General features: G+C 58.5%; 25 protein-coding genes. 23 read left to right on the top strand and 2 right to left on the bottom strand.

From position 1 onward, the window contains the following. Positions 1-48: 48 nt before the first annotated feature. Positions 49-1,665 (top strand): ABC-F family ATP-binding cassette domain-containing protein, encoded by a 1,617-nt coding sequence (locus EXY20_RS11435; RefSeq protein WP_135550980.1) that lies wholly within the window; start codon positions 49-51, stop codon positions 1,663-1,665. Positions 1,666-1,730: 65 nt separating this feature from the next. Here EXY20_RS11435 and EXY20_RS11430 read toward each other — a convergent pair whose 3' ends face one another. Next, the gene (locus tag EXY20_RS11430; RefSeq protein WP_135550978.1) at positions 1,731-1,931 is read right to left on the bottom strand and encodes a hypothetical protein; all 201 of its coding nucleotides are present in this window, start codon (positions 1,929-1,931) and stop codon (positions 1,731-1,733) included. A gap of 198 nt (positions 1,932-2,129) precedes the next feature. Between EXY20_RS11430 and EXY20_RS11425 the strand changes: the two genes are divergently transcribed. The 18 genes from EXY20_RS11425 to EXY20_RS11345 all read left to right on the top strand — a co-directional run bounded on the left by EXY20_RS11425 (position 2,130) and on the right by EXY20_RS11345 (position 19,437). After that, a complete protein-coding gene (locus EXY20_RS11425; protein ID WP_135550977.1) occupies positions 2,130-2,606 on the top strand; it encodes a glutathione peroxidase in 477 nt (158 codons plus the stop codon). 30 nt (positions 2,607-2,636) lie between these two features. After that, entirely contained in the window at positions 2,637-3,314 is a 678-nt protein-coding gene (locus EXY20_RS11420) for a DUF6483 family protein (RefSeq protein ID WP_135550975.1), read from the top strand. A 26-nt stretch (positions 3,315-3,340) separates the two neighbouring features. Continuing rightward, the gene (gene kapB / locus EXY20_RS11415) at positions 3,341-3,727 is read left to right on the top strand and encodes a sporulation phosphorelay system protein KapB (protein WP_135550973.1); all 387 of its coding nucleotides are present in this window, start codon (positions 3,341-3,343) and stop codon (positions 3,725-3,727) included. Continuing rightward, positions 3,724-4,515 carry a TIGR00266 family protein gene (locus EXY20_RS11410; protein WP_135550971.1) on the top strand — a complete coding sequence of 264 codons (792 nt, stop codon included), beginning with the start codon at positions 3,724-3,726 and terminating at the stop codon, positions 4,513-4,515. Before kapB ends, EXY20_RS11410 begins: the two co-directional genes overlap by 4 nt. Before the next feature lie 39 nt (positions 4,516-4,554). Next, positions 4,555-5,196, top strand: coding sequence for a trimeric intracellular cation channel family protein (locus tag EXY20_RS11405; protein ID WP_135550969.1), 642 nt, complete (start codon positions 4,555-4,557; stop codon positions 5,194-5,196). Between the two features lie 29 nt (positions 5,197-5,225). Continuing rightward, positions 5,226-6,140 carry a TIGR01777 family oxidoreductase gene (locus tag EXY20_RS11400; RefSeq protein ID WP_135550967.1) on the top strand — a complete coding sequence of 305 codons (915 nt, stop codon included), beginning with the start codon at positions 5,226-5,228 and terminating at the stop codon, positions 6,138-6,140. Between the two features lie 1,157 nt (positions 6,141-7,297). Then, positions 7,298-8,083 (top strand): SDR family NAD(P)-dependent oxidoreductase, encoded by a 786-nt coding sequence (locus EXY20_RS11395; protein WP_135550965.1) that lies wholly within the window; start codon positions 7,298-7,300, stop codon positions 8,081-8,083. Then, complete coding sequence (locus tag EXY20_RS11390) at positions 8,067-9,113, top strand: S-adenosylmethionine:tRNA ribosyltransferase-isomerase (RefSeq protein ID WP_135550963.1); 1,047 nt, start codon at positions 8,067-8,069, stop codon at positions 9,111-9,113. The genes EXY20_RS11395 and EXY20_RS11390 overlap by 17 nt, the downstream gene beginning before the upstream one ends. Before the next feature lie 13 nt (positions 9,114-9,126). Next, positions 9,127-9,291 (top strand): hypothetical protein, encoded by a 165-nt coding sequence (locus EXY20_RS38865; protein ID WP_167859171.1) that lies wholly within the window; start codon positions 9,127-9,129, stop codon positions 9,289-9,291. Next, positions 9,288-10,973, top strand: coding sequence for a plastocyanin/azurin family copper-binding protein (locus EXY20_RS11385; RefSeq protein ID WP_135550961.1), 1,686 nt, complete (start codon positions 9,288-9,290; stop codon positions 10,971-10,973). Before EXY20_RS38865 ends, EXY20_RS11385 begins: the two co-directional genes overlap by 4 nt. 132 nt (positions 10,974-11,105) lie before the next feature. After that, positions 11,106-11,408 carry a hypothetical protein gene (locus tag EXY20_RS11380; RefSeq protein ID WP_135550959.1) on the top strand — a complete coding sequence of 101 codons (303 nt, stop codon included), beginning with the start codon at positions 11,106-11,108 and terminating at the stop codon, positions 11,406-11,408. 275 nt (positions 11,409-11,683) lie between these two features. After that, the gene (locus EXY20_RS11375; protein ID WP_135550957.1) at positions 11,684-12,055 is read left to right on the top strand and encodes a hypothetical protein; all 372 of its coding nucleotides are present in this window, start codon (positions 11,684-11,686) and stop codon (positions 12,053-12,055) included. A 43-nt stretch (positions 12,056-12,098) separates the two neighbouring features. Further along, entirely contained in the window at positions 12,099-13,655 is a 1,557-nt protein-coding gene (locus EXY20_RS11370; protein WP_135550955.1) for a HAMP domain-containing sensor histidine kinase, read from the top strand. Between the two features lie 40 nt (positions 13,656-13,695). Continuing rightward, positions 13,696-15,276 (top strand): DUF3369 domain-containing protein, encoded by a 1,581-nt coding sequence (locus tag EXY20_RS11365; RefSeq protein WP_207671256.1) that lies wholly within the window; start codon positions 13,696-13,698, stop codon positions 15,274-15,276. A gap of 133 nt (positions 15,277-15,409) precedes the next feature. Next, a complete protein-coding gene (locus EXY20_RS11360; protein ID WP_135550953.1) occupies positions 15,410-16,879 on the top strand; it encodes a spore germination protein in 1,470 nt (489 codons plus the stop codon). A gap of 20 nt (positions 16,880-16,899) precedes the next feature. After that, positions 16,900-18,060, top strand: a complete 1,161-nt coding sequence (locus EXY20_RS11355; protein ID WP_167859170.1) for a Ger(x)C family spore germination protein — start codon at positions 16,900-16,902, stop codon at positions 18,058-18,060. Between the two features lie 16 nt (positions 18,061-18,076). Continuing rightward, the gene (locus EXY20_RS11350; RefSeq protein WP_135550949.1) at positions 18,077-18,319 is read left to right on the top strand and encodes a hypothetical protein; all 243 of its coding nucleotides are present in this window, start codon (positions 18,077-18,079) and stop codon (positions 18,317-18,319) included. After that, positions 18,316-19,437, top strand: a complete 1,122-nt coding sequence (locus EXY20_RS11345; RefSeq protein WP_135550947.1) for a GerAB/ArcD/ProY family transporter — start codon at positions 18,316-18,318, stop codon at positions 19,435-19,437. The genes EXY20_RS11350 and EXY20_RS11345 overlap by 4 nt, the downstream gene beginning before the upstream one ends. On the opposite strand, the gene EXY20_RS11340 is transcribed toward EXY20_RS11345, so the two are convergent. Continuing rightward, positions 19,434-21,017, bottom strand: coding sequence for a glycoside hydrolase family 26 protein (locus EXY20_RS11340; RefSeq protein WP_135550945.1), 1,584 nt, complete (start codon positions 21,015-21,017; stop codon positions 19,434-19,436). The genes EXY20_RS11345 and EXY20_RS11340 overlap by 4 nt on opposite strands. A 207-nt stretch (positions 21,018-21,224) precedes the next feature. Here EXY20_RS11340 and EXY20_RS11335 point away from each other — a divergent pair, with 207 nt between their 5' ends. The 4 genes from EXY20_RS11335 (at position 21,225) to EXY20_RS11320 (ending at position 24,034) form a co-directional block, all read left to right on the top strand. After that, a complete protein-coding gene (locus EXY20_RS11335; protein WP_135550943.1) occupies positions 21,225-21,767 on the top strand; it encodes a 5' nucleotidase, NT5C type in 543 nt (180 codons plus the stop codon). 1 nt (position 21,768) lies between these two features. Then, positions 21,769-22,698 carry an NAD(P)/FAD-dependent oxidoreductase gene (locus EXY20_RS11330; protein WP_167859169.1) on the top strand — a complete coding sequence of 310 codons (930 nt, stop codon included), beginning with the start codon at positions 21,769-21,771 and terminating at the stop codon, positions 22,696-22,698. Between the two features lie 87 nt (positions 22,699-22,785). Then, on the top strand, positions 22,786-23,280 hold the full coding sequence (locus EXY20_RS11325) for an NUDIX domain-containing protein (RefSeq protein ID WP_135550939.1): 495 nt from the start codon (positions 22,786-22,788) through the stop codon (positions 23,278-23,280). Positions 23,281-23,320: 40 nt separating this feature from the next. Continuing rightward, positions 23,321-24,034: an SDR family oxidoreductase gene (locus tag EXY20_RS11320; protein WP_235885671.1), complete on the top strand. Its 714-nt coding sequence runs from the start codon at positions 23,321-23,323 to the stop codon at positions 24,032-24,034. Positions 24,035-24,103: the final 69 nt, after the last annotated feature.

Here is a 24,103-nt window from a genome sequence, read left to right as displayed (position 1 = left end):
CAATGAAGGAATGACCCTACCAATAAGCAAAGGCGGTTTTATAGCGACATGATCAGTGTAAGCAATGTAACGCTGCGCTACGGAAGTCGCGCGCTGTTCGAAGATGTCAACATCAAGTTTACCCCGGGCAACTGCTACGGCTTGATCGGCGCGAACGGAGCGGGCAAATCGACGTTTCTGAAAATATTGTCCGGCGAAATCGATTCGAGCCGCGGCGAAGTGCACATCACGCCGGGCGAACGGATGGCGGTGTTGAAGCAGAACCACTATGAGTACGACGAGTTCAACGTGCTCAAGACGGTAATCATGGGCCATGCGCGCCTGTATGAAATTATGGAAGAGAAGGACGCGATTTACGCCAAGCCGGATTTCTCCGATGAAGACGGCATGCGCGCCGCCGAGCTCGAAGGCGAATTCGCCGAGCTGAACGGCTGGGAAGCGGAATCCGACGCCGCCGAGCTGCTGCTTGGCCTTGGCATCGCCAAACCGCTGCACGATTTGACGATGAAAGAGCTGGACGGCAACGAAAAAGTACGCGTTTTGCTCGCCCAAGCCTTGTTCGGCAATCCGAACATTCTGTTGCTTGACGAACCGACGAACCATTTGAACCTGGAATCGATCCAATGGCTGGAAAATTTCCTCGGCCGTTATGAAGGCACCGTTATCGTTGTATCCCATGATCGCCACTTCCTGAACCAGGTTTGTACGCACATCGCGGATATCGATTTCGGCAAAATCCAGCTGTATGTCGGCAACTACGACTTCTGGTACGAGTCGAGCCAGCTGGCGCTGCGGCTGCAGCGCGAGTCGAACAAGCGCGTCGACGAAAAACGCAAGGAGCTGGAGGAATTCATCCGCCGGTTCAGCGCGAACGCATCCAAGTCGAAGCAGGCGACGAGCCGCAAGAAGCTGCTGGAGAAGCTGACGCTGGAGGACATCCGGCCGTCGTCGCGCAAATATCCGTTCATTCACTTCAAGCCGGAGCGCGAAGCGGGCAAGCAGCTGCTGTCGATCGAAGGCATCAGCAAAACGGTGAACGGCGAAAAGGTGCTCGACAAGCTCACCCTGATCGTCAACAAGGGCGACAAAATTGCGCTGGTCGGACCGAACGGGCTGGCCAAAACGACGTTGTTCCAAATTATTTCCGGCGAAGTGGAGCCGGACGAAGGCAGCTATTCGTGGGGCGTCACGACGACGCGGGCGTATTTCCCGAAAGACAACTCGGCCTATTTTGACAACAACGATATGAATTTGATCGACTGGCTGCGCCAGTATTCGAAAGACCAGGACGAATCGTTCCTGCGCGGTTTCCTCGGCCGCATGCTGTTCTCCGGCGAAGAAGCGCTGAAGAAGGCAAGCGTGCTGTCCGGGGGCGAGAAGGTGCGCTGCATGTTCTCGCGCATGATGTTGAACGGCGCCAACGTGCTTATGCTCGACGAGCCGACGAACCATCTCGATCTCGAATCGATTACGGCGCTCAACAACGGGCTTGTCGAATTCGACGGCACAATGCTGTTCGTGTCGCATGACCACCAGTTCATTCAGACGATCGCCAACCGCATCATCGAAATTACGCCGAACGGCGTCATCGACAAGCTGATGACGTACGACGAATATCTCGAAAGCAGCGACGTGCAGAAGCAGCGCTCCGCGCTGTACGTATAAGACGCCACGAAAAAAGCCTTGCCCCGGCAATTGCCGGCGGCAAGGCTTTCGTTTGTGCGGCTTGCTTAACTACCGCCGGTGCGACGGCGCTGGTTGTTCACTTTCTTCGTCATTTGGCTCTGGATCTTGGGACTGCCTGCGGCCGCGCCTTTGTCGCCTTTGCCTTTGGCGGCGTTGGCGTCTTTCTGTGCCTGCTGCTTCTGGGCCAGCTTGTTCTTGATCGCGTCGGCCAGGCTGACTTTGCGCGGTTCGTTCGATTCGCTCATGCCATAGCACCTGCCTTAGTTCGGATGAGCTTATTTTACCGGTTTTCGCCGCATGAAGCAATTGCCAAAAACGATTGAAACCGATATCGCCGCTGTTGACGGGGCTGCGGAGGCGATTCGTGATCTTCCCGCGAGAAATGCTATAATAACAACAGGCGCGGAATACGCGACAATTATCCGAACGAAGGAGTGTTGGGGATGGCGGGCTTGTATGACATCGAAGTAACTGCCGCTGACGGAACGAAGAAGCGGATGAACACGTATGAAGGCGATGCGCTCCTGATCGTCAATGTCGCATCGAAGTGCGGCCTGACGCCGCAATACGAAGGGCTCGAAGCGCTCAACCGCAAATACGGGGAGCGCGGCTTGCGCGTAATCGGTTTCCCGTGCAACGATTTTGCCGGCCAGGAGCCGGGCACGATGGAGGAAATCCAGTCGTTCTGCAAGCTGACGTACGACGTTTCGTTCGAGCTGCTGCAAAAAATTCACGTGCTCGGGGACGAAAAGCATCCGCTGTACGCTTATTTGACCGAACATGCGGAGCCGCAAGGCGATATTACGTGGAATTTTGAAAAATTCGTCATCGGCAAGGGCGGCGCGATTGTCGCCCGCTTGTCGCCGAAAGTGACGCCGGACGACCCGGCGCTGATCGAAGCGATCGAATCGGCGCTTTGATAGACGTTTGAATGGGGGAGAGGGAACGTTATGTTCCAACGGGACTACTTGCTGCGGATGATCCAGCAGATGACGGAAGCGATCGGCGCGATCGCCGGGCTGCGCAAGGAAATGAAGAAGGAGCAGGCGCTGCAGACGCTTGACGAAACGCTGAGCAAGTTTTTTCGACTCAATTCCAAGCTGCTCAACTCGCTCTCGGAAAAAGATTTGCTGGCGATGATGACGACAAACGAGCTGCTGTCGATCGAGCATGCCACCGGCGTTGCCCGCCTGTTGAAGGAAGAGGGCGACATCTTCGCGGACGGCGGCGACGACGAGGAGAGTTATCCGCGTTATGTGAAGGCGCTGCGCCTGTTTCTGACCGTACACGAGCACGAACCGGATCCGGGCTTCCTCGATTTGAACGGCGAAATCGGCGGGCTGCTGGAGCGGCTTGCGCCTTATGAGCTGCCGGTCGACGTGTCGGCACGGCTGGTCCCGTATTTCGAACAAACCGGTCAATTCGCCAAAGCGGAAGACACGCTGTTCGATTTGCCCGGGGCGGCAGGCGGCAGCAGCGGCCATGAAGCATGGGTTGAGGGCGGGATCGCTTTTTACGAACGGCTGTTGTTGCTGGACGACGACAAGCTGGAAGCCGGCAATTTGCCGCGGGAAGAAATTGAAGCCGCTTTGGCCGATATGAAAGCAAAACAAACGGCGGAGGCATAACCACAACGGTTGAAGGGGGAGCGGCTGTGCTGGCCATCGGAACGATTGTCCGGGCGGGCTACAAGTCCGGCGAATATATCGGCGAAATCGTCGAAGGCGGGGAGGCGAAAGCGGCGGTCAAGGTGCTCGCCGTGCTGAAGCATCCGGAGCAGGGCAACCTGCACCATCCGGGTTCGGCGGACGTCGGTTTTTTCCATCAGCGGCGGGCGCTGGCGTTCGGCGAAATCGCCCTGATGCCGTTACATACGTTAGCCGCTTATTCGCATGCGGTGCCGGAGTACCGCGAGTCGCTGCATCATGCGCTGCAGCGCCAGTTGGACGAGCTGCGCGAAACGATCCGCTACGCGCAGCGGGCGGTGCAAGAGCTAGAACAGCTCGAACGAGACTATTTTCCAGGAGGGCAACCGCTATGAACGCGCATGAAATCGATTATCGCATTATCGGGGACGAGATGCAGCTCGTCGAAATCGAGCTGGACCCGGGCGAAAGCGTCGTGGCGGAAGCCGGCAGCTTCATGATGATGGAAGCGTCGATCCGTATGGAGACGATATTCGGCGACGGCAGCAGCGACAACAAAGGGTTCATGGGCAAGCTGCTCGGCGCGGGAAAACGGCTGCTGACGGGCGAAAGCTTGTTCATGACCTTGTACACGAACGCAGGCCGGGGCAAAGAGCGGGTATCATTCGCTTCCCCATACCCCGGCAAAATCGTGCCGCTCGACTTAAGCGAGCTGGACGGCAAAATCATTTGTCAGAAGGATGCGTTTCTCTGCGCGGCCAAAGGCGTTTCCGTCGGCATTGCGTTCCAGCGCAAGCTTGGCACGGGTTTCTTCGGCGGCGAAGGCTTCATCATGCAGAAGATTGAAGGCGACGGACTCGCCTTCGTCCATGCCGGCGGCGTAATCGTTGAAAAGGTGCTGCAGCCCGGAGAGGTGCTGCGCGTCGACACCGGCTGTTTGGTCGCTTTGACGCAATCGGTCGATTACGACATCGAATTCGTCAAAGGCGTCAAATCGGCGCTGTTCGGCGGCGAAGGACTGTTTTTCGCCACGCTGCGCGGACCCGGCCGGGTATGGCTGCAATCGCTGCCGTTCAGCCGGATGGCCGATCGCATCGTGTCGGCGTCGAGGTTCTACGGACGCAAGGAAGAAGGAAGCGTGCTTGGCGGGCTCGGCAATTTGTTCGACGGCGACAACCGGTAATCGGTCGGCCGGGGTTCGGATCGATACGGAGGGTTTGGCTTGAACTGGGAGTTGTTCAGTTTGATCGGCACGATCGCGTTTGCGGTGAGCGGCGCGATTGTGGCGATGGAAGAAGAGTATGACATTCTGGGCGTTTACGTGCTCGGGCTGGTGACGGCGTTCGGGGGCGGCGTCGTGCGCAATTTGCTGATCGGCGTGCCGGTGACGACGCTGTGGGAACACGGCTGGCTGCTGCGGGCGGCGCTGATCGCGATGACGCTCGTTTTCCTGCTGCCGCCAACCTGGATTCAACGGTGGAAGGCGTGGGAATCGTTTTTTGATGCGATCGGGTTATCGGCATTCGCGATTCAGGGCGCATTGTACGCGACCCAGATGGGTCATCCGCTCAGCGCCGTGCTCGTCGCCGCGGTCATGACCGGCATCGGCGGCGGCATGATTCGCGACGTGCTGGCCGGCCGCAAGCCGCTCGTGCTGCGCGACGAAATTTATGCCGTGTGGGCGATTATGGCCGGCCTGGCGATCGGCCTCGGCTTCGGCGAGAATACGCTGCAGCTGTCGCTGCTGTTCTGCACGGTTATTGTCATGCGGATGCTGTCGGTTTTGTTCAAATGGAAGCTGCCGCGGCGCTCGATTTTGCGCTATCCGGCGATCGGAACGGACAGAAAACGCGACGAAAGATGACGGAGAGCATGCAGAAAGGAAGTGGCGGAATGAAAATCGCGGTTTCCGGCGGCACCGGCTTCATCGGCGGCCACCTCGTTCGTTATTTGCGCGAGCGGGGGGACGAAGTTGTCGTCGTGTCGCGATCGGGCGGTTCGGACAGCGGAACGCCGCAGTCGGTAGCGGGCGCGTTGCGCGTATCGTGGGCGCAGCTGGAACGCGAGCCGCAGCTGCTGGAAGGGCTGGACGCGTTCGTCAACCTCGCGGGGGAATCGATCAACCAGCGCTGGACGACAGCGGCGAAGGAGCGTATTCTCGAGTCGCGGCTCAGCGCGGCGCAATCGGTTGCGAGGCTCGTCTCGCGTTTGCGCGACAAGCCGGCCGTCGTTGTGAACGGCTCCGGCATGTCGGTTTACGGCGCTTCCGAGCAAGCGACGTTCGATGAGAGCAGCCCGGCGCAAACGAGCGATTTTCTCGGCCGTGTCGTGACGCAGTGGGAACGGGCGGCGGACGCCATCGCCGGCTGCCGCGTCGTGAAGCTGCGGATCGGTCTGGTGCTCGGAGCAGGCGGCGGAGCGCTGCCGAAGATGGTGCTGCCGTACCGGCTGTTCGTCGGGGGACGGATCGGCAGCGGCCGGCAGCCCATTTCGTGGATTCACATCGACGATATGGTGCGGTTGATCGACTATTGCATCCGTCACGACGCCATCGTCGGCCCGGTGAATGCCACGGCTCCCGAACCGGTGACGAACGACGCGTTCGGCCGCACGATCGGCCGGATGCTGCATCGGCCGCATGCTTTGCCGCTTCCCGCCGCTGCGCTGAGGCTATTGCTCGGCGAAATGGCGTCCCTGCTGCTGGATGGACAGCGCGTGCTGCCGCGCAAGCTGCTCGACGCCGGCTTCGTTTTCCGCTTCGCCACGCTGGAGCCGGCGCTGCGCGATGTGCTGCCGGAACGCCGGTAGTGCCGGAACGCCGTAGGCGGCATGCCGCTTTCTGCGCCTAACGGTTCGTACAGGTCTTATCCAGTCGAAATCGGCCCGTTTGCAAATCTAACGGTTCTCACAGTCGTTATTTGCCGAAAAGCCGATTAAATCGGAGTAAAATCAGGAAATAAGCCCGCTACGATCCGTTAGCGCCGGAAAATCGTTCGAAATGACCGAATAAGCTCATTGTAAACCGTTAAAACGCCGAAGTAAGAAAGTGGCTTCTTGCTCCCTCCCGATGGCGAACGGGCGCCATGAAGGAGAATCATCGTAGCGATAGCAAGGTGCGAGACCGTCCAGGAGGCGGTCTTTTTTGATATTTAAGAATGGATAAGTTCCGGGTAGGGACAGGATGTTGCAGGCGTGCTGGAGCTAGGAAGCGCAACCGGGAAACAATACGGCCAAGGTAACCATCCGAAAACAAAGGCGAACGCAGCATAGGCTTCCGAAGCCGCTTTCTTACAGAAAGCGCTCCGCTTCTTCAGAGCAGCCCTTCCGCTCCGCTGCTTCGTGAACGAGCGTACTCGCGCGCCGCTGCTGGAAGCAGATCCTGGCGACCCTCCCCTGAGTGGCCCGATTTATTGCTCGGAAACCAAAATAGCCCATGAAAAATGGCTAATTTGCCCCAGATCGTCCGGCCCGCCGGCAATAGCCAGTGAAAACACTGGTTATTTGCCCCGTATCGCCTTCAAATAGGTACTTCAAGTGAAATAGCCAGTGATTTCGCTGGTTATTTTGAAGAGGCTGCCCGTTTTTGGCGAAATAGGCAAGAAAACATGGCCTATTTGGGAAGGGGGGGTTGGCGCATGAGGGTATGGCGCGCATGAATCAAAGTGTCTGCTCCATGCTAGGCGTTCCCCCCTCACAAGGCCAGCCTTCCCTTGCATCGGCCCGGCCCCACTGGAGGTTGACAGTTGCCGGCCAAGCCAGATTGCTGGGCACGGCATGGCGCTTGCCCCGATGGCCGCGGGGCAAAAAAGCAGCCCCTTTCAGACTCCAAACCCGAAAGGACCGTCAGGGCGATCTCCCCTGACGATTTTTCTTAAACGCAAAATATGCATTGACACACCATCGTCGCAGCGATAACATACTTAATAAACATATATGTATATTATGTGTGGAAGAGGTGTTGCACGATGGAAACAGGAACGAAACAAACGAATCGCCCGAAACAAGTGGTCATGATTACCGGAGCATCCCGCGGTCTCGGCAAAGCGCTTGCGCTCGCCTTCGCGCGAACCGGCGCGGATCTTGCGTTGTGCGCGCGCGGGGAAGCGGAGCTGGCGCAAACGGCCGCGGAAGCAAAAGCGTTCGGCGGCGAAGTGCTCGCCATCGCAGCCGACGCGGCCGACACGCGGGATGTCGAGCGGTTCATCGGTACGGCGGAAGCGTTGTTCGGCCGCATCGACGTGCTCGTCAACAACGCGTCGACGCTCGGCCCGAGCCCGATACCGCTGCTGCTCGACTACCCCGAAGCGGACTTCGCCGAAGTGCTGCGCGTCAATACGCTCGGTCCGTTTCTCGTGACGCGGCGCGTGCTGCCGGGCATGCTGCTGCGCGGGAGCGGTTCGGTCATCAACGTCACATCGGAAGCCGGTCATGTCGGCTACGGTGGCTGGGGCGCTTACGGCATTTCCAAATTCGGCCTCGAAGGGTTGACCGAAACGTGGGCCGAAGAAGTGGCGGACAGCGGCGTCCGCGTCAATATGGTCGATCCCGGCGAAATGAACACCCGCATGCACGAGCTGGCGGTGCCGGATTGCGATTACGGGCTGGCCGAACCGGATGACGTGACGGACGTGTTCCTGTATCTCGCATCGGACGAAGCGGCCACAGTCAACGGCAGCCGCTTCCAGGCGCAGCAGTTCGTTCGCCCGCCGTTTGGCGGAAAGGGGGAAGAGCCGCATGACGATCGCGTTTGAGTTGCCGTCCGTCCTCCATGCGCCGGAGCCTCCGGAAGTTCGCGGCTTGCGGCGCGACGGCGTCCGGCTGCTGACGACGGATCGCCGGTCGGGCGAGTCGGGGCATTCGCGCTTCTACGAGCTCGACTGCCATTTGCGCCCGGGCGATGTGATCGTCGTCAACGCAAGCCGGACGATGCCGGCCGTGCTGCAGGCGCAGCGGCTGCGCGGAGGAAATGTCGCGGAGGAGCGTGTGGAAGTGCGGCTGTCGCATCTGCTGGGCGCCGGCAGCTGGGAAGCGCTCGTGCTGGCCGCGGAGGTGGAAGTCGGCGACACGCTGCGGTTTGCGCCGTCATTGTCGGCGCTTGTCGCCGCGCGGACGGACGGCGCGCCGACGTTTACGCTGCAATTTTCCTGCAGCGGCCCTTCGCTGTATGAGCGCATCTACGCTCTCGGCGAGCCGGTGCGGTACGAATACGCCCGCCAGCCTTGGGCGCTCGACTACTACCAGACCGTCTTCGCCGCCGCGCCGGGTTCGGTCGAGATGCCTTCGGCCGGCCGCGCATTCAGCTGGCAGCTGATCCGCAAGCTGCGGAAGCGCGGGATCGGCTTCGCTTTTATCGAGCTGCACGCCGGGCTTAGCTACTGGCCGTATGCGGCCGGCTCTCCCGACGGCGAACAGCCGCATCCGCGGCGCAATGCCGAGCCGTATGCGATCCCGGCGGCAACGGCGGAAGCCGTGAACGGCGCCAAAGCCGCCGGCGGGCGAATCATCGCTGTCGGCACGACCGTCGTGCGCACGCTGGAAACGGCGGCAACGACCGACGGCTTCGTCCGGGCGGGAAGCGGCCGCACGAACCTGTACATCGACCGGCACTACCCGCTGCGAGTCGTTGACGGTCTGCTGACCGGCTTCCACGAACCGGAGGCGAGCCACCTCGAGCTGCTGTCGGCTTTCGCCGCACCGGCCGATCTGGAGCGGGCTTACCGGGAAGCGATTGCGAATCGGTATTTGTGGCACGAATTCGGCGACATGCATTTGCTGCTCTGAAAACGGCAGCAGTTTGCCTGCCGATGATTCCGCCAAGGCGCAAACCGATCCCGAACAATCGCCGTTCCTTACAGTAGACGGTTACGACGGCGGCCGGCGCCGCGTGCCGATCGCATGGCTTGCCCGCGTCACGCTGCAGCGATCGCGGGCAGGCATACATAAGGAGGCGTTATCGTGACAGTGGCAAGCGGTAAGGTTATCTTCAGGCGGCAGGGTGTGGCTATCGTCCGCAACGCGATCGGTTTGGTTTTGCTGCTCCTGCTGGCGATTGCGGTTTGGGGAGCGGCTACAGCCAAGGCGGAAAACGCCGCGGTGCAATCGGACACGGACATCGTGGCGAATCTCGGCATGCTGCAAGGCGATGAGGAAGGATTGACTCCCGCGTATTTGGCAAAGCCGACCATGCGGATTCAGGCCGCAATCATGTATTTGCGCTTGAAGGGGCTGGAGCAAGCGGCGCTCGCTTACAAAGGCACGGACAACTTCGAGGACGCCTCCCAGGTCGGCGACAGCAACAAAACGATCATGGCTTATTTGAAAGCGCATCCCGAGTTGGGCTGGGCAGGAACCGGCAACAACAAGTTCGACCCGCTGGCGGTTATTTCCGCGCAGCAATATTACAAGGTGATGCTGGAAGCGCTCGGCTACAAGCAGGACGCTGATTTCGCATACGACGACGTCATCGCTTTCGCCGGCAAGCTCGGTTTGCACCGTGCGGCCGGCGCAGCTTCGTTCCATAACGCCGACATCGCCACAGCGACGGTCGAAGCGCTCCAAACCGCCGTCAAAGGCGGCAAGAAGCTTGCCGAAACGCTCGCCGAAGCAGGCAGCCTTGACGCCGCCAAGGCGGCAGCGCTGACTTACCCGCGCATCGAACTGCAAACGAGTGTGACGGCCAGCGCATACGGAACGTTCATGACCGACAGCAAAGGCATGTCGCTGTATTTCTTCGCCAAAGATCCAGCCGACCCGAATGCTTGCCAGGCGGCATGTCTGGCCAACTGGCCGGTCTTTTATGCCGAACAGCTGCAGGTACCGGCAGCGCTGAACGCCGTTTCGTTCGGCGTACTCACGCGCGCGGACGGCACGAAGCAAACGACGTACAACGGCTGGCCGCTTTATTACTTCGTCAAGGATAAGGCGCCTGGCGACGTAAACGGCGAGGCGTCCGGCAAAGTATGGTATTTGGCCAAACCGTATTCCGTTACGTTCGCCGCTTACGGCACGCTGGGCAACTTCCTTGTGGACGGCAGCGGGCGCACGCTGTATTACTTCGACAAAGATTTAAGCGGCGTCAGCGCCTGCAGCGGCCAATGCCTGACCAATTGGCCGGCGTTTTACGCCGAAACGCCGAATGTGCCGGCAGGGCTCGCGGCATCCGATTTTGGCACGCTGATTCGTCCGGACGGCACGCCGCAAACGACTTACAGAGGGTTCCCGCTGTACTACTTCGCGAAAGATACGAAAGCGGGCATGACAACCGGTCAGGCGGTCAACAACGTCTGGTATGTCATCGATCCGGCCAAATTCCACGGCGCCATGAGCATGCCGATGCCGGCGACGGAGCCGAAACCGACAGACCAGCCGCAACCGGCGGCAACCGGTTCCGCCCACACCGTTTATATGGAAAATTACGCTTTTAGCGAATCGGTCATCACCGTTTCGGTCGGCGACACCGTCACGTTCACGAACAAGGACGAGGACGCGATGCACAATGCCGTGGCGGTGGACGGCTCGTTCTCGACCCGGCTGCTTGCGGCCGGCGAATCGGCGACGATTACGCTGACGAAGGCCGGGGAGTACGACTACTACTGCGAGCCGCACAAACCGTTCATGAAAGCAAAAATTATCGTGAAGTAGCGCTGTCCGCCTCTGTTCTCTTCTAAATCGCGCCCCGCGCCCATAAACTGATAACGGGTTTGGCGAAACGCCGAGCCCGGTTTATGGCCCGGTTGCTTCAGGCGTCCGGGAAAGCGCGGGAGGGATAAAGGTTTGCTTACGGTTACGGATGTGAATGTGGACCGGACGGAGATGATTCTGGAAGTGGATGTCGGCGGGAAATCGCTGCGCCAAATTATTGCGCTCGATGCGATCTACCGGATCAAGCTGACGCAGGAGCCGGTGAAGACGCTGTTTTCCCGCAAGCAACGCAAACGGATCGAACTGCTGGTGAGGGGAAGAGAGGAACCCATCGTCATCCGCGAGGAGAAAATCAAGCTGCCTTTTGAAGTGGCGGAACAAACCGTCAGGCGAATCGCGGAGCGGAACGGCACGTCCATCGAAAACGAAAGCTGAACCATAGGAAGCAATACATGAAACCGGCCGCGTCCCGCGCCGGTTTTTTCTTGATTTGCCCCGCTTGCCGGCTCGTTCGAACTGATCGGGGACAAGCTGCGTATGTTACAGTAACGAAGTCTCCGGTGCGGCCGGCGTTCGGAAGATTGTCGTATTGTGGGAGAATGTCACGGCATGCTAATATGAAAAGTAGGACTATGGACATAAGGTTTGCCGCTTTTGCCAGCTGCCCGTTGCCTGCGAGTGCAAGCTATTTTCGATAAGGATGTGAAAGGATGAAAAGATGGGGTCTGGCGATGGTGGTCGTGTTGGGTGTGGTGCTGACGGCATGCAGCGACAAGAAAGAGCAGGCGGCGAGCGCTTACAAACCGACGCTGGATGTAATTGTTACGGTGAACGGCACTTCGGCAACGGTCGAAGTGAAGACGGACATGAAGATCAGCAAAGATCATCTCGGCATGCAGCGCATGGAAGGGCAAGGCCATATTCACATGTACATGGATGACGGAGAGAAGACGGTCGTCTCCGATCCGACGGTTGTGTTTGGCGATTTAAAACAGGGCAAGCATCAAGTCAAGGTGTCGCTGCACAACAATGATCATACGCCGTACGATGTGAACAAATCGGTCAACTTCGAAATCAAATAACATCATTCGGAACGGAGCGGACCGCGCTGCGAAGGAGGGGGACATGCTGCACCGCAATATTTCCTTGCGCAAGAAAATCGTTTTTCTGTTCGCCATCGTCACCATCTTGCTGACGGCCATCATCGTCGCCTTCGACTCCTACAGCTTGCGCCAAACCGTAGAAGAAACGTACGTGTCGCAGCTCAAGGGCATTACTGCCGCCATCAACGGGCGTTACGAAGAATCGCATTCGATCGAAGACGTGCAGCAAATTTTCGATTATATTCAATACAAGGACGACAATGTCATCGCGCTGACCTTGATCGGCAACGACGGCAAGGTGCTTGCTTCCACCAACCGCCCGATGATCGGCACCAGCCCGCCGCTCGACAACATGTCCGAGACGATGGAGCAGCGCGAAAATATGGTGTTCCACATCAAAGGCGATCGCGACGGCATTCCGAAGGTGCGGCTGCTGGCTCCGATGTTCGAGGACGGCACTACCATCGGTGTGGTGGAAATTTTTCTCAATTCGTCCCACGAGGAGACGGTAATTAACGAACGCGTTCGGCTGATCGTCGTGTTCGCGTCCTGCATCTGTTTGCTTCTGCTCGGCATGCTGTCGTTCATCATCCAGAAGATGCTGATCGCGCCGCTCATGACGCTGCGCAAATCGGCCATCGCAGTGCAGCAGGGAGAGCGGCACGTGCAAATACCGCTGAACGCCAGCGGTGAAATCAACGAGCTTTCGGCGGCTTTCAACGACATGGTCGTCAATCTCGAGAACCGCTACCAAGAGCTGCAGCACGCGATGGAAACGATCAAGAACGCGCAGAAGCAGCTGGTGCAATCGGAGAAGATGGTCGCCTTGGGCAGCCTGGTGGCCGGCGTTTCGCATGAAATCAATACCCCGGTCGGCATCGGCGTCACGGCGGTTTCGTTTCTGGAGCAGAAGACGAACGAGTTCGCCGCCTTGTTCCAGCAGAACAAGGTGAAGAAGTCGGATATGGAACAATACTTGCAAACGACCGGCGATACGATCGTCATGATCCGCACGAACCTGCAGCGCGCTTCCGATCTCGTCCGCAGCTTCAAGCAGGTGTCGGTCGACCAGTCGAGCGAAGCGAAGCGCACGTTCCGCATCCAGTCGTATCTGGAAGACGAATTGTTGGTCAGCCTGCGGCCGCGGCTCAAAAAAACGCGGCATCGCGTGATTGTGACATGCGACCCGAACCTGGAAATTACGAGCTACCCCGGCGCCATTTCGCAAATTGTGACTAACCTGCTGATGAACTCGATCATTCACGCCTACGGTCCGCAGGACGAAGGAACGATCCGCATCGCAGTCGACCGAACAGGCGACAAGCTGACGCTCCTTTACGTCGACGACGGCAAAGGCATGGAGCCGCAAGTCGTGGACAAAGTGTTCGATCCGTTCTTCACGACGAATCGAGGCGGAGGCGGCACGGGGCTCGGCATGAATATCGTTTACAATCTCGTCACCCAGACGTTGGGCGGCACGATTCGTTGCGAAAGCGAACCCGGACGAGGCGCGGCATTTACGATCGAATTTTCGGTAGCACATGCGCAGCCGTATAGCAAGCTGGCCCGCTCTTCTTGATGAAAGCCGCTCCCAAGAGCGCAGAGGAGGAGATATTGCGATGAGTGACGACAGACTGGAATCCAATCCGGTTCCGGAAGAAGAGTATATGTTTTTCGGCGATGACGACGCAGATCGCGCTCCCTCACTTGCAGACGCAATCGGTTGCTGGAAAATCATTATCGCCGACGACGATCCGGAAGTACATCAGGTGACGAAGCTCGTATTGAGCGATTTCGAATTCGACGGCAAGAAGCTTGTGTTCCATAGCGCACTGACGGCGGCGGAAGCGGAACAGCTGCTGGTGGAGCATCCCGATACGGCGCTTATTCTGCTCGACGTTGTGATGGAAGAGGAAGATTCCGGCCTCAAGCTGGTCAAATACATACGCGAGCAATTGAAGAACAACGCCATCCGCATCATCCTGCGCACCGGACAACCGGGTCAGGCGCCGGAGAAGCTGGTCATCATGAATTACGATATTAACGATTACAAGGAAAAAACGGAGCTGACCAGCCAGAAGCTGTTTACGGCGATCGTGTCGTCGCTGCGTTCCTATCGCGATATCAAAGTGATTGAAAGCAATAAAAACGGTCTGGAGGAAATCATCAAAGCTTCCTCGACAATCTTCGAGCTGCAATCGATGAAAAAATTCGCTTCCGGCGTGCTGACGCAGTTGACGTCAATCGTGCATTTGCACAAAAATGCGCTGCATTGTTCGCTTGCCGTCACGAAGGACGAGGCCGACATTTTCATACTCGCGGCAAGCGGCGACTTTACCGTGCCGGAAAACCACCGGCTGCGCGACGTTGTCGACGATTCGATCGCCGCCGACATCGAACGTTCGTTCATGGACAAGTCGAGTCGGTTTTACGACGATCGCCTCGTTATCTACGTACGAAGCAAAACCGGCATCGAAAACGTCAATTTCCTCAACGGCTTCCAGTCGTTATCCGAGTGGGACCGTTACCTGATCGAAATTTATTGCGCCAACGTCACCATTGCCTTCGAAAACATTTACCTCAACCAAGAGGTGGAAAATACACAGAAGGAAATCATCTTCACGATGGGCGAAATAACCGAAACGCGCTCGAAGGAAACCGGCTATCACGTCAAACGCGTCGCGGAATATTCGAAGCTGCTTGCGCTGGCGTACGGGCTGCCGGAGGAGGAAGCGGAAACGATCCGCCTCGCTTCGCCGATGCACGATGTCGGCAAAGTCGGCATCCCGGACGACATTCTGAACAAGCCCGGCAAACTCACCGACGATGAATTTGAAGTCATCAAAACCCATGCCTCCATCGGCCATAGCATGCTGAAGCATTCGCAGATCAAACTGCTTAATGCGGCGGCGATCATCGCCCATCAGCATCACGAGCATTATGACGGCAGCGGTTATCCGAATGGGCTGAAGGGCGAAAACATCCATATTTACGGCCGGATTATCGCCATTGCCGACGTCTTCGACGCGCTTGGCAGCGAACGCGTCTACAAAAAAGCATGGGAGCTGCCCGAAATCATCGATCTGTTCAAAGCGGAGCGGGGCAAACATTTCGATCCCGCGCTGGTCGATATTTTTCTGTCGAACATCGAAGGCATGATGCAGATCCGGGGCAAGTACACGGACCAGAAAGTGTTCTAGTTTGCCGCTCCACTCGCCCCCAGCCCCAACCTCCCTTGCCCGGGAGGTTATTTGCCTTGCGGGGATTTTGCATATTTTGCTAACGGCGGCGCACACTAACGGGGAAATCCGGCAGCGAAAGGAGCCCGTCGATATGCAACCGCTCTCGCTTAACTTGGCCTACAACCGGACGCGGCTGGAGCACGATTTTGCCGATTGCGACGATTTGGCGGTGCTGCCTTGGCAGTTCGGCCCGAATATGGAAAACCACGCGGTTTCCTTGTACTTCAACACGCTCGTACAGCAGAAGCAGCACAATTATATGAAGCTGGCGCTGCAGGACTTGGTGGAGATGACGATCGGGCCGGGAACCGAAGTGACGATCGATGCGATCCGGTCGTATTTTGGCAGCCATGTCGCGTCCAACGATTCCGCTAATCTCGTGTACAGCTACGAAGCGGTCAAGGAAAATATTTTGAACGGCGATGTCGTCATTATGTTCGATGGTTGGAATGTCGCGCTCGCCTTTCACGCCTTATCCCTGGAGAAGCGGCAAGTTGCCGAACCTTCCACCGAATCCGTCGTGCAAGGGCCGCGCGAAGGCACGGTCGAAGATTTGACGACCAATATCGGACTCATCCGCTCGCGCATCCGCAGCCATTTGCTGAAGCTCGAATACGTCGATACCGGCGGCACGATGAATACCCGGCTTGCTTACATCTACGTCGAAAACGCGGTCGATCCGAATACGCTGACGCTGTTCCGCGAGCGAATCGCCTCTCTAGACGTGGAAGTGCTGGAAGCCTCCTATGTCGAGCAGGTGTTGGAAGATTCCACCATGAGCCCGTTTCCGCAAGTGAAATATACGGAGCGAACCGATGTGGCAGCGGCCAATCTGATGGACGGCAAAATCGCCGTCCTGGTGCAAGGCACCGGCACGGTGCTCATTTGCCCCGGTCTGTTCAGCGAATTTCTGCAAACGGCCGAAGACTATTACCAGCGCACCCTCATTTCGACCTTGATTCGTTTGATGCGCTGGGTGGCATTTTTCATTGCGTTGACGCTGCCGAGCATCTATGTTGCGTTGTCGACCTACCATACGGAGCTGATTCCGACCGTTCTGCTGCTGGCCATTATCGACTCGCGCGAAGGCATTCCGTTCCCGGCTTTTTTCGAAGCGCTGATCATGGAGTTTTTTTTCGAGCTGCTGCGGGAAGCCGGCATTCGGCTGCCGAAGCCGGTCGGCTCGGCGGTAAGCATCGTTGGCGCTCTTGTGATCGGGGAGGCGGCGATCAATGCCGGCATCGCTTCGCCGATTATGGTTGTCATTGTCGCAATCACCGGTATCGCCTCGTTTGCGCTGCCGCAGTACAACCTTGCTTCCGCACTGCGCATTTTGCGTTTTCCGTTGATGATGATGGCGGCCTTTCTCGGCGGGTTCGGGGTAATGATCGGAATGCTGTGGATTTTGCTGCATATGACCAGCCTGCGGGCGCTCGGCGAGCCGTACATGACCCCGCTGGCACCGGCCAAATTTGCGCAATGGCGCGATATTTTCATTCGGGGACCGCTCGATCCGCTGATCGTGACGAACCGCAACAAACGGATGCTGAAAAAGCGGTAAAACAACCGGGGAGGGGCTCTATGAAACGGACGGCAACACTGCTGGGCGTCGTTCTGGCGCTGCTCCCCGCCGCGGGCTGCTGGGACAAATCCGAGCTTCCGGAGAAAGGCTACATCATGGGAGTCGGCATCGATTCCGGTGGCCCGGGCATTTACCGGCTGACAACGGAAGTATACAAGCCTTCGCAGAAAGCGGGGGCGAAAGGGAAACAAGTGGAATCGTACGTCAACATAGTGACGGAAGACGACACCTTGTTCGAAGCGATCCGCGACATCTCGATCCATCTCGGGCGGAAAGCGCAATTCAGCCATATGCGGCTCATCATGATCAGCGAACCGCTGGCGCGCGAACAGAAGCTCGGCGACCTGCTCGACGTGTTCTACCGCGATCACGAGCCGCGGCTGAACGCGCTGCTGATGATTGGCCAAGGGGATATGGAGCCATATCTGCTTGCGAAGCCGAAGATCGAAAGCACGATCAGCCAGCAAATGGCTTCAATCGATCGGTCGTCGAAGCGACATTCGGCCAAGTCTGTCAAAGGCTCATTGCTCAGTTTCGCCCGGCAAACGAAAAATCCGACAGGGGTCGCGCTGCTGCCTTATTTTTACCGCGACGCCAAAGGAGATTTGGTATCGTCCGGCAGCGCGGTGCTCAAAGACGGGATTCTCCGGGATGTGTGGTCGTCCGCTGCAGTCGAGCCGCTGCTGATGCTCCGCAACGAATATGAGAACGGGATCTTGGAAGTCCCCTGTCCGGAGGAAGGGCGAGGAAAATCCGGCAAATCCAAGGAAACGATCGAAGTTACCCGGGTGAAGACCAAGCTGCGCTTCGCGCTTCGAGGCGACGCAGTGTCTGCAACGATCCGGACGATCGTCCAGGGGTCGATCGGCGATCTCGGCTGCTCGCGGGTCGAAACGCCGGAGGAGGAAGCGGTGTTTGTCGCGCGGGCGCAACTGGAGCTGAACCGGGAGATGAACGAAGTGATCGCGAAGATGAAGGCCAGTCAACTGGACGCCATCGGCCTCGGCAATCGGCTTTATCGCAAGCATCCGGCCATCTGGAGAAGCTGGAAAGACGATTGGGGCAGTCGGTTTGCCGCCAGCACGTTCGACGTGCAGGCTACGGTCGATATCCTGCATACCGGGACGGAAATCGGTCATCCGAACGACGTCAAAAAATGATCCGGAGGCGACAGACATGGTGGAACGAACGATCGCGTCCGTCTGCATGGCGGCAGTTTTTCTCGCATTCGACACGTGGCGCTTACGCAAGCTGGAGCCCAAAGCGAAATGGTTGTACGGGCTGCTGCTCCTGCTTGCCGCCTACCATGGCGTTGATTTTATTTTGCAGGCGCGCCTGCCCAAATTTTACGATGTGACGGGTCACTTGCTGATCGGGCCGGCCAAAGCGATTGTAGCGCGGTTGTCGGTGCCGCAATGATCGCGCAACGGGAAACGATAAGCAGCGGGCAACTGGCCATGCTGCTGTTCACGTTTATGACCGGCTCCTCGATCATCAATATACCGGGACCGCTTGTCGGTTTGGCCCGCGCCGGCGCCTGGCTGTCGCTGCTGATGGCTTATGCGGCCAGCGTGTTGCTCCTGCTCTGCATGACCTATTTATACCGCGTCCATCCCGGGCTCACCTTCGTCGATTGCTGCCGCCAGGCGCTCGGCCGGACGACGACCTGGGTCGTTATGATGCCGTTCCTGACGATGCTCATCCATATGAATATCGGCATTACGCTTGATGTCGGTCTGTTCATGAACAGCTCGATGATGCAGGAAACGCCGATGTACATGTTTCATTTCTTGCTGCTGTTGACCAGCGCCTTGACGGCAAGGGCGGGGATCGAAGTGATGGCGCGGCTGTTTCTGCTGACCAGTTGCTTTATGGTGCTGGCGATCGGTTTTGTTCTGCTGCTGCTCATCCCGAATTACGATGCGGATTATTTGCTGCCGATACTGCCGGATGGATGGAAACCGGTTGTGCATGGCGCTTATTTCGCCTACGGCTTTCCTTATGCGGAAATCGTGGCGCTGGCGATGCTGCTGGCCTTTGTGCCGCGCGGCGGGGGCAGGAAGCTGGGGCGGCGGATGCAGTTGGCGTTGCTCGCGAACGCCGTGTTCCTGACGGTTTCCGTGCTGTGCTCCCAGATGGTGTTCGGATCGATCACGGGCGAACGCAAATATTTGCTGTTCCAGGTGGCGCAAATCGTCGACGTCGGGAACATCATCGAACGGATCGAATCGACGGTCGGCATGACGATGATTCTCGGTTCCTATATGAAGCTGAGCCTCGCCATGTTCGCATTGAATCTGGCCATTGCCCGGCTGTTCCGGCTGCATAACGAAAGAGCGCTGATCATGCCGATCGCGCTCTTGCTGACGGTTCTGTCGATTGATTCCTGGAAAGGTTATGCCAAGTGGTCGTTTATCGTGACTTCCGTTCATCCGATTTGGGTGAGCCTTTCCTTCGTCCTTCCGCTGCTGCTCGTTACCGCGGCGACCTGGATTCGAAGAGCGGCGGCGTCCGGTTCGGAGCCGTCATCGTCCTAATGCGGCAAAAAAGCGTTCGTCGTCGCAATGGCCGTCATGCTTCGGTCGAATGCCGTCAGCGTAATCGGCGCAAGCGGATCGATGCGGGAGAAGTCGATGTTGAGCAGCCAAGGCATGGCATAAGCGGTGCCCAACGTATGCCCGTTCTGGGCGACGCTCACCGCAAAGGGCTGTTCGCCATGCGGCAGCTTGACGTAAGTGAACAATTCGTGTTTGCCTTGCAAATCTTTCGCCGAGCCGAGCGGAACGAAAATGTTGCCGGCAGGGGAAGAGGCGCCGTTCTTCACTTCGCTCAGGAACATCGGGTTTGCGATCGCGTGCCGATAGACGCTGTCGGCGAACGGGTTTTCGCCCAGGTCGTATACGTCCCGCTTGTTCGAACGGGTGGAGCTTGCTTTGCTGTAATTGAAGTAAGTGATCGACTTGATCCGCGGGAACAGGCGCGGCAGCAGTTCGTACAAGCTGCCGACTTGTCCTTCCGCCCAACGCTCATACCCTTTGTTCAGCGTCATGTCGAAGTGGGAGACGCCGCTTTCGGATATCATGATCGGTTTGTTCGGAAACATGTCGTACAGCCGTTTGAAGCTGTCGATGATCGTACTGTCGAAATCCTCCTTGTTGTCATATGTTGGCACCGAGGCATACAAGGAATAACCGATCCAATCGACGTAGTCGTCGCCGGGATAATAAGGCTCAATGTTGTTGTAGGGAGAGAAGTTGGGCGACCATACCATGACGACATTGGGCGCTTCCTGCGCCATAATGTCATGGATGAGCCGGAATTTCTCCACGTACTTCCGCGGATCGCCGTACCAGGGCACCCAATTGCCGTTCATTTCCGACGCGTAGCGGAGGAAGACCGGTTTGCCCCATGCCGCCGCTTCTTTGGCGAACGTGCGCACATATTCGTCGTCCTTGACGTCGTCGAGCCCGAAGCGCGGCTCCCAACCGATCTGGATCGCTCCGCCGACGGCGGCGACCCGGTCGGCGAAGCGCAGCGGAAAGTAGGTATTCGTATCGGTCTGCACCTTGCGCCAGCCGGTGTAGGTCAAATAAAGAGCGTGTTTGCGCCCGTAAACGGTTTCGACGCCGGCGATGTTGTTGAAGCCGGCCCGTTTGTCCGCCGCGTACATGCCGAGGTAAACGCCGGTTTCCGGCTCGAACTTGGCCGGATGCGGGTTGGCCGGGGCCGGCACGCTGACGTAAGGCGTTATCGTCACTTGTTCGGACGCGAAGGAATAGGTCGGCACCAGCCGTTTCGTAACGTCGGGCACTTGTTGCCAATATTGCTCGCGCTGCGCTTCGTACAACTGCGCCTTCGCGGGATCGTTCGTTTGGCGGTAATAAGCGGCGAGCCGGTCGGCGTAATCGGCGGCCAGTTCGAAGCTGCCGTTTGCCGCGCCGGACTCCAGTTCCCTCATCCACCATTGTACGGTTTCGTCGATGACCGGTTTCGGCGTTTCGACCGCCGGGGCGGTTTCGGATTCCGGCTCCGTCATGGCTTCTTCATTGATATTGAGCTTCCACAGCACCGCCACGGCAAAAAAAACGCTTGCAGCGAGCAGAATCCACTTTTTCATCCGCCATCCTCCAAATTCTCGCTTCACCTTTTAATTATACTGGAAAAATATACTGCAGGGCCGCAGCCGACAAAATTTAACGCAACTTTAATGCCTCTTTCATAACGGATCAGCTTGCCGTTCGGTTTCATCAGGTGTCAATGATCCGCTCTTTGCGCGAAGCGGAACCGGTATGGTATCGTTATATAGATGAAAGAGGTGGAATATTTGACAACATTGCTCGTCGACATGGATTCCGTCATTGTCGATTTAATGTCGGAATGGCATCGCAGATACAATGAACGCTACCACGACACGCTGTCGGTGGCGAAGCTGAGAAGCTGGGATTCGGAGATTTACGTCAAACCGGAATGCGGGGTCAAAATTTACGATTTTCTCGACGAACCGGGGTTGTTTCTCGAGCTGCAGCCGCTGCCGGGCGCGATTGACGCGCTTCGTCGGCTGAAGCGCAGCCACGACGTCGTCATCGTCACCAGCAGCCGCACTTATGCCTACACGGACAAGGAGCTGTGGGTGGAGCGCCATTTGCCGTTCATCGGCAAACGCAACCTGATTTATTCGCACCGCAAGGAACTGATTTGCGGCGATTTGCTGTTCGACGACGCGCCGCCAAACCTGGAGGCGTTCCGCGGGTCCGGGCGGTTGGCGGTAGCGATGGATTATCCGTACAATCGCGACGTCGACGTGCCGCGAGTCAGCGACTGGCAGGAATTCGAACAAGCGCTGACCGATGGCCGATGGGGGATGTAGGATGGAGCAGCAGACGGACGTTGCCATCGTCGGCGCCGGTCCGGCCGGCATAGCGGCGGCATTGTGGTGCAAGCGTCTGGGCGCCTCGCATCGACTGATCGAGGCAAACGTTGCCGTAGGCGGCAGTTTACCGTCGATTCATAACCCGGTGATCGATTACCCGGGCTTGCCGGCCGCAAGCGGCATGCAAATTCGCGACGCTTTCGCCGCCCATTTGCAGCTGCAGCAATGCGACGTAGCAACCGATAGCCGCGTCGTGTCGATCGATGTCGCCGGCAAACGACTGTGCCTGGCCGACGGTTCGTCGCTGTTTGCGCGCGGCATCATTCTCGCCACCGGCTGCAGCGACAGGCGGCTCGGCGTTCCCGGCGAAGAGGAACTGCTCACGCGCGGCGAAGTGTATTCGGCGGCGCGCGACAGCGCCCGGTTTCGCGGACGCGCGGCGATCGTCGTCGGCGGCGGCGACCGGGCCGCCGAGGGCGCCTTGCTGCTGGCGAACGCGGGGGCGACCGTTTGGTGGATTCATCGTTCGGATGCGTATCGGGCGCGGGAGGAATTTCTGCAGCCGGCGCTGCGCCACCCCGGCATCGTCAAGCTGCCGTTCGCGCGGATTACGGAAGTGCACGGCAATACGCGAATGACCGGAGTGAGCGTGGAAGACAAGGACGGCGCCATCCGCTTCGTTGCAGCCGATGCGCTGTTCGTACGCATCGGCGTGGAGCCGAACAGCCGGCTCGTCCGTGGCCAGTTGGCCGTCGACGAGAACGGCTTCATCGTCACGGATGACACGTGCCGCACAAGCGCCGATGCGGTGTACGCGATCGGCGACGTAGCGACGAAGCCGCCATTCTCCAGCATCGCAACGGCAGTGGGGCAGGGCATGATCGCGGCCAAACAACTGGCCATGCGCCTGGAACGCCAGCAGCCGTAACTTTGTCCGTTCATTGGGCAGCGGGTGGCATACGGCAGGCGCGAGGTCGGATCGAAAGGCGGACAATGGGATGGAGGAGGAGCTTCTATGTATGTGTTTGCCGGAGCGAAGGACCGTCAGCTCGTCAGACTGACGTTTAAGCCGGAGCAATATGGCGTGCCGAACTGTGTGCTCGTATTCGCCTTTTACGAAGGCGGGCTGTTGCTGGTGAAGCATCGCGAACGCGGCTGGGAGCTGCCCGGCGGCAAAATCGAGCCCGGCGAGCTTGCCGAAGCTGCGGCGAAACGCGAAGCGCAGGAGGAAGCCGGCGCCACGATCGCCGTCCTGGAGCCGGTAGGCCAGTACAGCATCGATGAAGACGGGCGCACATCGATCGTCAAATCGATTTACATTGCCTTGATCGCATCGTTGTCCCCATTGCCGGGCGGCCATGAGACGGACGAGGTTCGCCTCGTGTCGGAACCGCCGTCGCCGAGCGAGGTGCGCAGCGATCCGTCTTACAGCTATGTGATGAAGGACGATGTGTACGAACTGACGCTGGCGCGGATTGCGGACCACAGGTACGGCCGGCAGCGTTGGTAGAATGGTAGTCCGGGAGGCACGTCTTGTATAAGGAGGAAACATGAGCAGACGTTCGATGGAAGGCAAAACGGTTGTCATCACCGGCGGCGTTCGCGGACTGGGGCGGACGATGGCCGACTATATGGCGGCCGAAGGGGCGGCGGTGTGGGTGACATCCCGCACGGCTCCGGAGCCGTCGGCGGCGCTTGCCGCCCGGCCGGGGGAAGTGAAGCCGGTCCGGCTTGACGTGACCGACGAGGCGAGCGTGCTGGAGCTGTTCCGGCAAGTGGACGCCGCCTATGGCCGGCTCGACGTTCTGGTGAACAACGCCGGCGTCGGCGCGTTCAAGCCGGTCGTCGACACGACGCTCGCCGAATGGGAATGGATGCTGCGCACGAACTTGACCGGCGCCTTTCTGTGCTCTAAGGAAGCATTCCGGCGAATGAAGGAGCAGGGTGGCGGTCGCATAATTGCGATCGCCTCGGTATCCGGTTATATCCCGATCGCGGAGAACGGCGCCTATGGCGCTTCCAAATACGGGTTGCGCGGGTTTTGCGACATTCTGAACGAGGAAGGCAAACGGCATAACGTGCGCGTATCCGTCGTCAGCCCCGGAGCCGTCTACACCGACATCTGGGAAGGGCGCGAAGGCTTCGATCCGGGCGACATGCTGCAGCCGGAAGATGTTGCCGAAACGGTGCTCGACATCGCCAGGCGCCCGCTGCACGTGCGGATCGACGAAGTGAAACTGTTGCCGCCGAAAGGCGTTTTGTAGCTGCGTCCGGGTGCGGATGCCAGTCGATAGGCGAGATTGGCATCCGGCCAATTGAGTGGCGCAGCGGAG

This window comes from Paenibacillus cymbidii, assembly GCF_004764705.1.
In the GTDB taxonomy this organism is placed as follows: Bacteria; Bacillota; Bacilli; order Paenibacillales; family NBRC-103111; genus Paenibacillus_AN; species Paenibacillus_AN cymbidii.
The sequence above is the reverse complement of the archived record's forward strand: the minus strand, read 5'-3'. Positions and strand labels throughout refer to the sequence as shown.

Bases quoted from the DNA above. Each gene is read 5' to 3' on its own strand.
- EXY20_RS11435 (WP_135550980.1), top strand. From the start codon at position 49: ATGATCAGTGTAAGCAATGTAACGCTGCGCTACGGAAGTCGCGCGCTG.
- EXY20_RS11430 (WP_135550978.1), bottom strand. From the start codon at position 1,931: ATGAGCGAATCGAACGAACCGCGCAAAGTCAGCCTGGCCGACGCGATC.
- EXY20_RS11425 (WP_135550977.1), top strand. From the start codon at position 2,130: ATGGCGGGCTTGTATGACATCGAAGTAACTGCCGCTGACGGAACGAAG.
- EXY20_RS11420 (WP_135550975.1), top strand. From the start codon at position 2,637: ATGTTCCAACGGGACTACTTGCTGCGGATGATCCAGCAGATGACGGAA.
- EXY20_RS11410 (WP_135550971.1), top strand. From the start codon at position 3,724: ATGAACGCGCATGAAATCGATTATCGCATTATCGGGGACGAGATGCAG.
- EXY20_RS11400 (WP_135550967.1), top strand. From the start codon at position 5,226: ATGAAAATCGCGGTTTCCGGCGGCACCGGCTTCATCGGCGGCCACCTC.
- EXY20_RS11395 (WP_135550965.1), top strand. From the start codon at position 7,298: ATGGAAACAGGAACGAAACAAACGAATCGCCCGAAACAAGTGGTCATG.
- EXY20_RS11390 (WP_135550963.1), top strand. From the start codon at position 8,067: ATGACGATCGCGTTTGAGTTGCCGTCCGTCCTCCATGCGCCGGAGCCT.
- EXY20_RS11375 (WP_135550957.1), top strand. From the start codon at position 11,684: ATGAAAAGATGGGGTCTGGCGATGGTGGTCGTGTTGGGTGTGGTGCTG.
- EXY20_RS11370 (WP_135550955.1), top strand. From the start codon at position 12,099: ATGCTGCACCGCAATATTTCCTTGCGCAAGAAAATCGTTTTTCTGTTC.
- EXY20_RS11365 (WP_207671256.1), top strand. From the start codon at position 13,696: ATGAGTGACGACAGACTGGAATCCAATCCGGTTCCGGAAGAAGAGTAT.
- EXY20_RS11360 (WP_135550953.1), top strand. From the start codon at position 15,410: ATGCAACCGCTCTCGCTTAACTTGGCCTACAACCGGACGCGGCTGGAG.
- EXY20_RS11355 (WP_167859170.1), top strand. From the start codon at position 16,900: ATGAAACGGACGGCAACACTGCTGGGCGTCGTTCTGGCGCTGCTCCCC.
- EXY20_RS11350 (WP_135550949.1), top strand. From the start codon at position 18,077: ATGGTGGAACGAACGATCGCGTCCGTCTGCATGGCGGCAGTTTTTCTC.
- EXY20_RS11345 (WP_135550947.1), top strand. From the start codon at position 18,316: ATGATCGCGCAACGGGAAACGATAAGCAGCGGGCAACTGGCCATGCTG.
- EXY20_RS11340 (WP_135550945.1), bottom strand. From the start codon at position 21,017: ATGAAAAAGTGGATTCTGCTCGCTGCAAGCGTTTTTTTTGCCGTGGCG.
- EXY20_RS11330 (WP_167859169.1), top strand. From the start codon at position 21,769: ATGGAGCAGCAGACGGACGTTGCCATCGTCGGCGCCGGTCCGGCCGGC.
- EXY20_RS11325 (WP_135550939.1), top strand. From the start codon at position 22,786: ATGTATGTGTTTGCCGGAGCGAAGGACCGTCAGCTCGTCAGACTGACG.
- EXY20_RS11320 (WP_235885671.1), top strand. From the start codon at position 23,321: ATGAGCAGACGTTCGATGGAAGGCAAAACGGTTGTCATCACCGGCGGC.